General features: G+C 74.7%; 6 protein-coding genes and 1 pseudogene. 3 read left to right on the top strand and 4 right to left on the bottom strand.

From position 1 onward, the window contains the following. Positions 1 to 93: 93 nt before the first annotated feature. Positions 94 to 2,178, top strand: a pseudogene (locus tag ABZX67_RS31555) (SbcC/MukB-like Walker B domain-containing protein); the annotation flags it as partial. 5 nt (positions 2,179 to 2,183) lie between these two features. Here the strand turns inward: ABZX67_RS31555 and ABZX67_RS31550 are convergent. After that, positions 2,184 to 2,630 (bottom strand): Lrp/AsnC family transcriptional regulator, encoded by a 447-nt coding sequence (locus tag ABZX67_RS31550; RefSeq protein WP_355367605.1) that lies wholly within the window; start codon positions 2,628 to 2,630, stop codon positions 2,184 to 2,186. Positions 2,631 to 2,724: 94 nt separating this feature from the next. On the opposite strand from ABZX67_RS31550, the gene ABZX67_RS31545 reads away from it, so the two are divergent. Then, positions 2,725 to 3,228 carry a rhodanese-like domain-containing protein gene (locus ABZX67_RS31545; protein ID WP_355367602.1) on the top strand — a complete coding sequence of 168 codons (504 nt, stop codon included), beginning with the start codon at positions 2,725 to 2,727 and terminating at the stop codon, positions 3,226 to 3,228. A 67-nt stretch (positions 3,229 to 3,295) separates the two neighbouring features. On the opposite strand, the gene ABZX67_RS31540 is transcribed toward ABZX67_RS31545, so the two are convergent. Together ABZX67_RS31540 and ABZX67_RS31535 are read right to left on the bottom strand one after the other, a co-directional pair. Beyond that, on the bottom strand, positions 3,296 to 4,984 hold the full coding sequence (locus ABZX67_RS31540; protein ID WP_355367599.1) for a DUF885 domain-containing protein: 1,689 nt from the start codon (positions 4,982 to 4,984) through the stop codon (positions 3,296 to 3,298). 48 nt (positions 4,985 to 5,032) lie between these two features. Continuing rightward, positions 5,033 to 5,539, bottom strand: coding sequence for an Lrp/AsnC family transcriptional regulator (locus ABZX67_RS31535; RefSeq protein WP_355367596.1), 507 nt, complete (start codon positions 5,537 to 5,539; stop codon positions 5,033 to 5,035). Between the two features lie 60 nt (positions 5,540 to 5,599). Here ABZX67_RS31535 and ABZX67_RS31530 point away from each other — a divergent pair, with 60 nt between their 5' ends. Continuing rightward, complete coding sequence (locus tag ABZX67_RS31530) at positions 5,600 to 6,844, top strand: PLP-dependent transferase (RefSeq protein WP_355367593.1); 1,245 nt, start codon at positions 5,600 to 5,602, stop codon at positions 6,842 to 6,844. On the opposite strand, the gene ABZX67_RS31525 is transcribed toward ABZX67_RS31530, so the two are convergent. Beyond that, positions 6,750 to 8,222 carry a GNAT family N-acetyltransferase gene (locus ABZX67_RS31525; protein WP_355367590.1) on the bottom strand — a complete coding sequence of 491 codons (1,473 nt, stop codon included), beginning with the start codon at positions 8,220 to 8,222 and terminating at the stop codon, positions 6,750 to 6,752. The genes ABZX67_RS31530 and ABZX67_RS31525 overlap by 95 nt on opposite strands. Between the last annotated feature and the right edge of the window lie 49 nt (positions 8,223 to 8,271).

Genomic DNA, 8,271 nt, shown 5'->3' with positions numbered 1-8,271 from the left:
GCATGTGCATGCGACCAGGGGCAGCCGAGCAGGTGGAATGAGAACAACAGCTGCACGCGAAGACGCTTCCAGCGGCCGGGGAGAATATGGGTCCGCAAGGCCGAGCGGGTGGCCGGGCCGCTGAGCCTGCGCGACGACGCCGAGCGGGCGCACCGCGCGGCGCGCGCCGCCCACGAGCGGGCGTCGGCCGGACTCTCCGCCGCCGGACTGCCACCTGACCTCGCCGACGCGGGCGCCGAGCACCTCGCGGCACTGGCGGGGCAGCTGCGCCAGGAGCTCGGCGGGCTGGAGCACGCCCGCCGGGCCGAGCGGCGCGGCGCCGAGATCGCCCGCGAGCGCGAGGAGCTGGAGCGCCAGGCCCGCGCAGACGAGGACACGCTCCACGACGCGGACGCCTGGCTGGGCGGCTGGGACACCCTGCGCCGCACCCTCCAGGACGGCGTCGAGGCCGCCCAGGAAGCCGCCACCCGCGCCGAACACCTCGCGGGCCGCCTCGACCCGGCACTCCGCCGCCTCGCCGCCGCGCACCGCCGCGACGCGCTGATACGCGAGGCCGAGGCCGCCGCGTCCCGTCTCACGACCGCCCGCGAGCAGGCCAACACCGCCCACGAGACGTGGCTCGACCTGCGCGAGCGCCGCCTGCGGGGCATCGCCGCCGAACTGGCCGCGGGGCTCGTCGACGGCGACCCCTGCGCCGTCTGCGGCTCGCCCGACCACCCGGCCCCCGCCCGCGCCGACGCCGACCACGTCGACCGCGCGGCGGAGGACCGCGCCTACGCCACATACACGCACGCGGACGAGAACCGCTCCGCCGCGGAGCGCGAACTGGCGGTGGTGCGCGAAGCGTTGACGGCCGCCCGCGCCGAAGCCCGCGCCGAAGCCCTCGCGGCCACCGAGGGCGACGCCGAGCCCACCGCCGCCGAGCTCGCCGCGGTCGTGCAGCAACTGGATCGCGCGTACGACGAGGCCCGACGGGTCGCTGGAGGCCTGCACGCGGCCCGCGAGGAGCTGCACCGCGCCGAGGCCGAGTACCAGCGGCGGCTCGACGCGCGACGGCAGGCCGAGCGCCGCGCCGCCGCGCGCACCTCGCAGCGCGAGGCCCTCGACCGCGAGCAGTCGGTCGTCGACGCCGCACTCGCCCATGTCCAGGGCGGCGTCGACGAGTACGCCACCCGGCTGGAGCGCCGGATCGCCCGCCTCACCGAGGCCGCCGACGCCGTGCGGGCCGCCGAGGACACCGCCCGGCGCCTCAAGGAGGCCGACGACCGGCTCGCCGACGCGGCGTTCCGCGCCGGTTTCGACACCCCGGACGCCGCGGCCGCCGCGCTGCTCGACGACGTACGGCAGCGGGACCTCCAGCACCGGCTGGACGAGTGGCAGGCCGCGGCCGCCGCGGTCGCCGACCGGCTCGCCGAGCCGGAGACGCGGGCCGCCGCCGAGCGCCCGCCCGCCGACCCCGGCGCGGCGCAGGCCGCGCTGGCCGCCGCCGACCGCGCCCTGCGCGACGCCGCCTCCGCGCTCGACGCCCACCGCGACCGGTGCGCCCAACTGGCCCGGCTGTCCCGCGCCGCGGACGCCGAGGTCCGCAGGCTGGGACCGCTGCGCGAGGAGTACGACCGCGTCGCGAGGCTCGCCGGGCTCACCGCCGGTACCTCCGCGGAGAACGAGCGCAAGATGCGGCTGGAGTCCTATGTGCTCGCGGCCCGGCTCGAACAGGTCGCGGCCGCCGCGACCGCGCGCCTGCAGCGCATGTCCGCCGGCCGCTACACCCTGGTCCACTCCGACGCCCGCGCCGGCGCCAAGCGGTCCGGCCTCGGGCTGCACGTCGTCGACGCCTGGACGGGCCGCGAGCGCGACACGGCCACCCTCTCCGGCGGCGAGACGTTCTTCGCCTCGCTCGCCCTGGCGCTGGGCCTCGCCGATGTCGTCACGGACGAGGCCGGTGGCGTACGCCTCGACACGCTCTTCATCGACGAGGGCTTCGGCAGCCTCGACGACCAGACCCTCGACGAGGTGCTGGACGTCCTCGACTCCCTGCGGGAGCGGGACCGCAGCGTCGGCATCGTCAGCCACGTCGGCGATCTGCGCCGCCGCATCCCGGTCCAGCTGGAGGTCGTCAAGGAGAGGGCGGGCTCCCGGGTGAGGCTCCGTACCGGAGGCAGTGGCCTCGGCGGCTGACGGTCTCAGCGGCCGATCGGGCGGCGGGGCAGCGGCGACGAGTAGACGACGCTGGTCGTCACCGACCCCAGCGCGGCGACCTTCCCCGAGATCTCCTCCAGGTGCGTCATGGACCGGGCGGCCACCTTCAGTACGAAGCAGTCGTCGCCCGTGACGTGGTGGGCCTCCAGGACCTCCGGCGTCGTGTCCAGCAGGTCGTGGAACGGCTTGTAGTTGCCGTGGGGGTAGCGCAGCCGGACGAAGGCCAGGATCGGGAGCCCGAGCCTCTCCCGGTCGACCACCGCCGTGTAGCCGCTGATCACCCCCGCCTCCTCCAGTCGGCGCACCCGCTCGGTGACCGCGCTGGCGGACATGGAGACGGTGCGCGCCAGCTCGGCGAAGGTGGCCCGCCCCTGGTGCTGCAGGGCCGTCAGAATGCGCCAGTCGGTGGCGTCCGGTGAATATCCCGTCATGGACGACGAATAACAGGGGAATCACCGGCTGAACAAGACAAGCTCCGGGGATTGTCACTTCATCGAGATGATCACGGGCCGTAGATTTTCCGCCATGACGACGACACAGACCTCCAGCGCCCCCGCGTCCGCCGCCGCCAACGCCGTCCTGCGCGTACCCCCGGCCTCGCCCGCCGCCGCGGCCGCGTACTTCTCGGCGAGCCTCGCCTTCCACGCCGACGTGTCGGACGTCGCCTCCGCGCTCGCCGCCGGCGGCGACCCCGGCTTCGTCGTCCTGGACTCCCGCTCCACCGAGTCCTGGGACCAGGGCCACGTCCCCGGCGCGGTCCACCTGCCGACGGCGCTCATCGCCGAGCAGGCCGAGCAGCTGCTGGACAAGTCCGTGCCGGTGGTCACGTACTGCTGGGGCCCGGGCTGCAACGGCGCCACGCGCGCGGCACTCGCCCTCGCCCAACTCGGCTACCAGGTCAAGGAGATGCTCGGCGGCTTCGAGTACTGGGTGCGCGAGGGCTTCGCGTACCAGACGTGGGAGGGCCCCGTGCGGCGCGACGCCGACCCGCTGACCGCCCCGGCCGACGCCGACGACTGCGGCTGCTGACCGCCCGGGCCCCCCGGCGAGCCGGACGGCCCGGCCCCCACGGGGGAGGGGCCGGGACCGGCCGCGCTCACAGCCGGGACAGCTCGTCCACCAGGTCGTCCAGGCCCAGCGGCCCCTGCGACAGCGCCGCCATGTGCCACTTCTTCGCGTCGAAGGCGTCACCGTGCGCCCTGCGGGCGTTCTCCCGGCCCCGCAGCCACGCCCGCTCGCCCAGCTTGTAGCCGATGGCCTGCGCGGGCATCGACAGGTAGCGGGTGAACTCGCTCTCCACGAACGCCGGTGACCTGCTGCTGTGGAGCTGGAAGAACTCCTGCGCCAGCTCCGGCGTCCACCGCTCACCCGGGTGGAACGGCGAATCCGCCGGGATCTCCAGCTCCAGGTGCATGCCGATGTCCACGATCACGCGGCACGCCCGCATCATCTGCCCGTCCAGGTAGCCGAGCCGCCGCTCGGGGTCCGGCAGGAAGCCGAGCTCGTCCATGAGCCGCTCCGCGTACAGCGCCCAGCCCTCCAAATTGGCGCTGACCGTGCCGACCGTCGCCTGGTAGCGCGAGAGCTGGTCGGCCACGTGCGCCCACTGCGCGATCTGGAGGTGGTGGCCCGGGACGCCCTCGTGGTACCAGGTCGACACCAGGTCGTACACCGGGAAACGGGTCTCGCCGTCGACCGGCAGCCAGGTGCGGCCGGGGCGCGAGAAGTCCTCGGACGGGCCCGTGTAGTACGCCGCGGCCGCGCTGCCGGGCGGCGCGATCCGCGACTCCACCCTCCGTACCCGCTCGGCGAGTTCGAAGTGGGTGCCGTCCAGCGCCTCGATCGCCTCGTCCATCAGCTTCTGCAGCCAGAGGCGTACGTCCTCGACACCCACGTGGGCGCCGTGCTTGTCGAGGTGGGCGAGCGCCTCCCACGGGCCGGCACCCGGCAGGATCTTCTCCGCCTCGGCCCGCATCTCGGCGAGGAGCCGGTGGTACTCGGCCCAGCCGTACGCGTACGCCTCGTCCAGGTCGAAGTCGGCGCCGGTGAAGTAGCGCGACCAGCGGGCGTAGCGCTCGCGGCCCACGGTGTCGGGCGCGTCCTTCACCGCGGGGGCGTACACGTCCCGCATCCAGTCGCGCAGCCCGGCCATCGCCCGGGTGGCGGCGCGCGCCGCCGCGTCCAGCTCCCCGCGCAGCGCGGACGGCCCGGCGGTGACGAACTCCTCGAACCAGCCGGTCCGGGCCCCGTCGTGGCCCGTCCACTCGGTGAGCTGCTCGACGACGGTGGCCGTGGCTCGCGGGCCGCCCTTCAGGCCCCGCTCCAGGCCCGCGTGGAGCGACTCGCGGTAGCCGTCCAGCGCGGCGGGCACGGCGCGCAGCCGCTCGGCGACCGCCGCCCAGTCCTCGTCCGTCTCGGTCGGCATCACCGTGAAGGCGATGCGCACGCTGTGCGCGGGCGAGCGCAGGTTGCTCACCGCGCACAGCCCCTCCCCGGCCTCGTGCACGGCGAGCTCCGCGGTGAGCCGCTCGCGCAGCAGGCGGGCGCAGCGCCGCTCCGCGTCGCTGTCCGCGCCGGGCCGGCGTTCGGCCTCGTCGAGCCGGGCGAGGGTGTCGCGGGCCAGCGCGGCGCGCTCCTCCTGTCCGGCGGGCGAGAAGTCCGGGAGGAGCCCGGAGCTTTCCCTGACGCCCAGGTACGTACCGGTGATCGGATCGAGTGCGACCAGGGCGTCGACATACGCGTCGGCCACCTGGCGGGGGAGAGCGCTGCTGGAGGTCTCTGGCATGAAGCCATCCTGGTATGCCGGCGGCCTCGGCGTCACCCTCATCCGTACCTAGTCGGCTGACAAATGAGCGCTCGCCGCGCCCGCCGTGGCCGGCAGCAGCGGCCCGCACTCCCACTGCTGGAAGATCAGCCGCGTCTCCACGCGCGCCACCTCGCGCCGCGACGTGAACTCGTCCAGTACGAGTCGTTGCAGGTCAGCGGGGCCCGAAACGGCCACGTGCACCAGGTAGTCGTCCGGTCCCGTCAGATGGAACAGCGCCCGGGACTCCGGCAGGGCGCGGATCCGCTCGACGAAGGGTCCGATCAACTCCCGCCGGTGCGGGCGCACCTGGACCAGCAGAAGCGCTTCCAGGCCGCGCCCGAGTTTGGCCGGATCGAGTCGGAGCCGGTGGCCCAGGATGACGCCGGTGCGGCGCAGCCGCGCCACCCGGTCCAGGCAGGTGGAGGGAGCGACTCCCACCTCGGCGGCGAGCTCGCGGTACGTGGTCCGGGCGTCGTTCTGCAAAAGGCGAAGTATGTGCAGATCGACCGTGTCCAGTACGACAGAATCGGCCATGCGGCGAACGTAGCACGGCCTTTTCCGCCATAGGGCCGGGATGTGTTCACAGTGCGGTCCATGGATGCCATGGACCGCACCACCGCGATCGTGCCCCACCAGACCCCGTGGGCGCCGGCCACCCAAGCCGTGCACGCCGGGCGCGAAGACCTCGCCGCCCTGGGCCTGCACGCCGTCCCGATCGACCTGTCCACCACGTACCCCTCGTACGACGCGGGGGCGGAGGCCGCGCGGATCGACGAGTTCGCCGCCACCGGCGCCCTCCCGGAGGGCCCGCCGGTCTACGCCCGGCTCGACAACCCCACCACCGCGCGGTTCGAGACCGCGCTTGCGCGGTTGGAGGGCACGCAGAGCGCCGTGGCGTTCGCCAGCGGCATGGCGGCCCTCACCGCCGTCCTGCTGGCCCGGGCGAGCGCGGGTCTGCGCCATGTGGTCGCCGTGCGGCCCCTGTACGGGTGCAGCGACCACCTGCTCACGGCCGGGCTGCTGGGGACGGAGGTGACCTGGACGGATCCCGCGGGCATCGGCGACGCGATCCGGCCCGACACCGGTCTGGTGATGGTCGAGACGCCCGCCAACCCCACGCTCGCCGAGGTCGACATCCGTGCCGTCGCGCACGCCTGCGGAGAGGTGCCGCTGCTCGTCGACTCCACCTTCGCCACCCCCGTCCTCCAGCGGCCCGCCGAGCACGGAGCGCGGATCGTGCTGCACAGCGCCACCAAGTACCTGGGCGGGCACGGCGATGTGCTCGCGGGTGTGGTGGCGTGCGACGAGGAGTTCGCCGGGCAGCTGCGGCGGGTCCGTTTCGCCACCGGCGGCGTCCTGCATCCGCTGGCCGCCTACCTGCTGCTGCGGGGGCTGTCCACGCTGCCGGTGCGGATGCGGGCCGCGTCGGTGTCCGCCGCCGAGCTGGCGCGCCGGCTGTCGGTCGATCCGCGGATCGCGCGGGCGCACTACCCCGAGATCGGCGGCGCCATGGTCTCCTTCGAGGTGTACGGCGACCCGCGCGACGTGATCGCCGGGGTGCGGCTGATCACGCCCGCGGTGAGCCTCGGCAGCGTGGACACGCTCATTCAGCACCCGGCGTCCATCAGCCACCGCGTGGTCGACGAGACGGACCGGCGCGCGGCCGGGGTGAGCGACCGGCTGCTGCGGATGTCGGTCGGTCTGGAGGACGTCGAGGACCTGTGGCGGGACCTGACGGAGGCGCTCAGCGCCGCGCCTGTCGGTGCCCCTCGCCGGAGCGGTGGACGGGAGCGCCGCTCGGAGCGTCCGGGGACTCCACGGCGCTCAGCCGCGCGGTGATCACCATGGTGCCCTCCTCGATCTGGTAGTCGAGGGGCAGGTTCAGCCCGCGCATGGCGGCGACCATGCCGGTGTTGGACGCCTGCGTCACGGCGTACACGCTCGCGCAGCCGGCTTCGACGGCGAGCTCCACCAGGCGGCGCAGCAGTTCGGAGCCGATGCCGCGGCGCTGCCAGTCGTCCTCGACGAGCAGGGCGACCTCCGTCTCGTCGCCGTCCCACAGCAGGTGGCCGAGGGCGACGAGACGGCCGGACGCCGTCTCGACGGCGAGGGTGCGGCCGAAGCGGGGGCTGAGGAGGTGGTCGAGATAGCGGTCGGCGTCGCCGACCGGCCCGTGGTAGCGCAGTCCGAGCGTGCGGTCCGAGCACCGGTCGTGCATGGCCCGGGCGGCCCGCAGGTCGCTCTGGTCGGCGCGCCGGACGGTGATCTCGTTGCCCTCCGGGAGCGTGAGCACGTCCTGACCGCGGGGGATGCGCGGGCCGAGGCGGGCGTCGAGCTCGACGAGCGCGCGGGCGCGGGCGAACTCGGTGGGTGTGAACGGCAGATACGGGCGCTCGACCGTGATCACCCCGCCGTGGGGGTCGCGCAGCCGGATCACCGTCTCGCCGTCCTCCAGCGCTCCCTCCACCGGCGCGGTCGCCCCGGTGGGACGGCCGGACAGCGAGACGGCCGGCACGGAGTGGATGGTGCACCGGCCGAGCAGTCCGCGCAGCGCGAGGGGCAGTTCGGCGGCGTCGAGAGCGGTACGCGTGGCCAGGCCGAGCACCCGCGTCGGGGTGTCGACCAGGTCGTGCGCGTCGGCGCGCTCGATCCAGGTGGACGTGCCGCCCGCCGCGGAAGCCTGCCGGGTCAGTTCGGCCGCTGGGAGCGAGGCGGGGGCGCGGAGCAGGAACTCGTCCACCGTGCCCTCGGCGAGCGGGTGCGTCTGGAGGGTGAGGATGTCGACGCGGAGCCGGGCGAGCGCGGTGCACAGGGCGGCGAGGCTGCCCGGCTCGTCGCGCACGGTGGTGCGCATCCGCCACAGCGCGGTCCCGGCCGCCGTCGCCGTCGCCGTCGCCGTCCCGGCCGGTCCGGCGGCAGCGGCCGCGGCGGGCGTGGCGGGCGCCGCGCCGCCGGTATCACCGCCACCGTCGCCGTCGGCCGGCGGCGCATGGCTGTGCCGCCGTGCCCACCAGGTGTGGAACGCCGCCGTGGCGATCAGGACGACGGCCGAGACGGCGAGCAGGTACGGACCGTCGGGGCCGTGCGCGATGGTGTTCGCCACCGCGTCCGCGACGGCCACGGCGGTGAACAGGGCGGCCAGTTCGACGAGGTCCCGCCGCCAGTGGTGGTGGCGGTGCCGGCGGCGGGCGCTCTTCACAGCGGTCACATCAGTCATGGCATCACTGTGACCCAGCGGTGTTGCGTGATCACGAACCCTTTGTGAC

It is taken from the genome of Streptomyces sp. NPDC003036 (assembly GCF_040611175.1).
GTDB lineage: Bacteria > Actinomycetota > Actinomycetes > Streptomycetales > Streptomycetaceae > Streptomyces.
The sequence above is the reverse complement of the archived record's forward strand: the minus strand, read 5'-3'. Positions and strand labels throughout refer to the sequence as shown.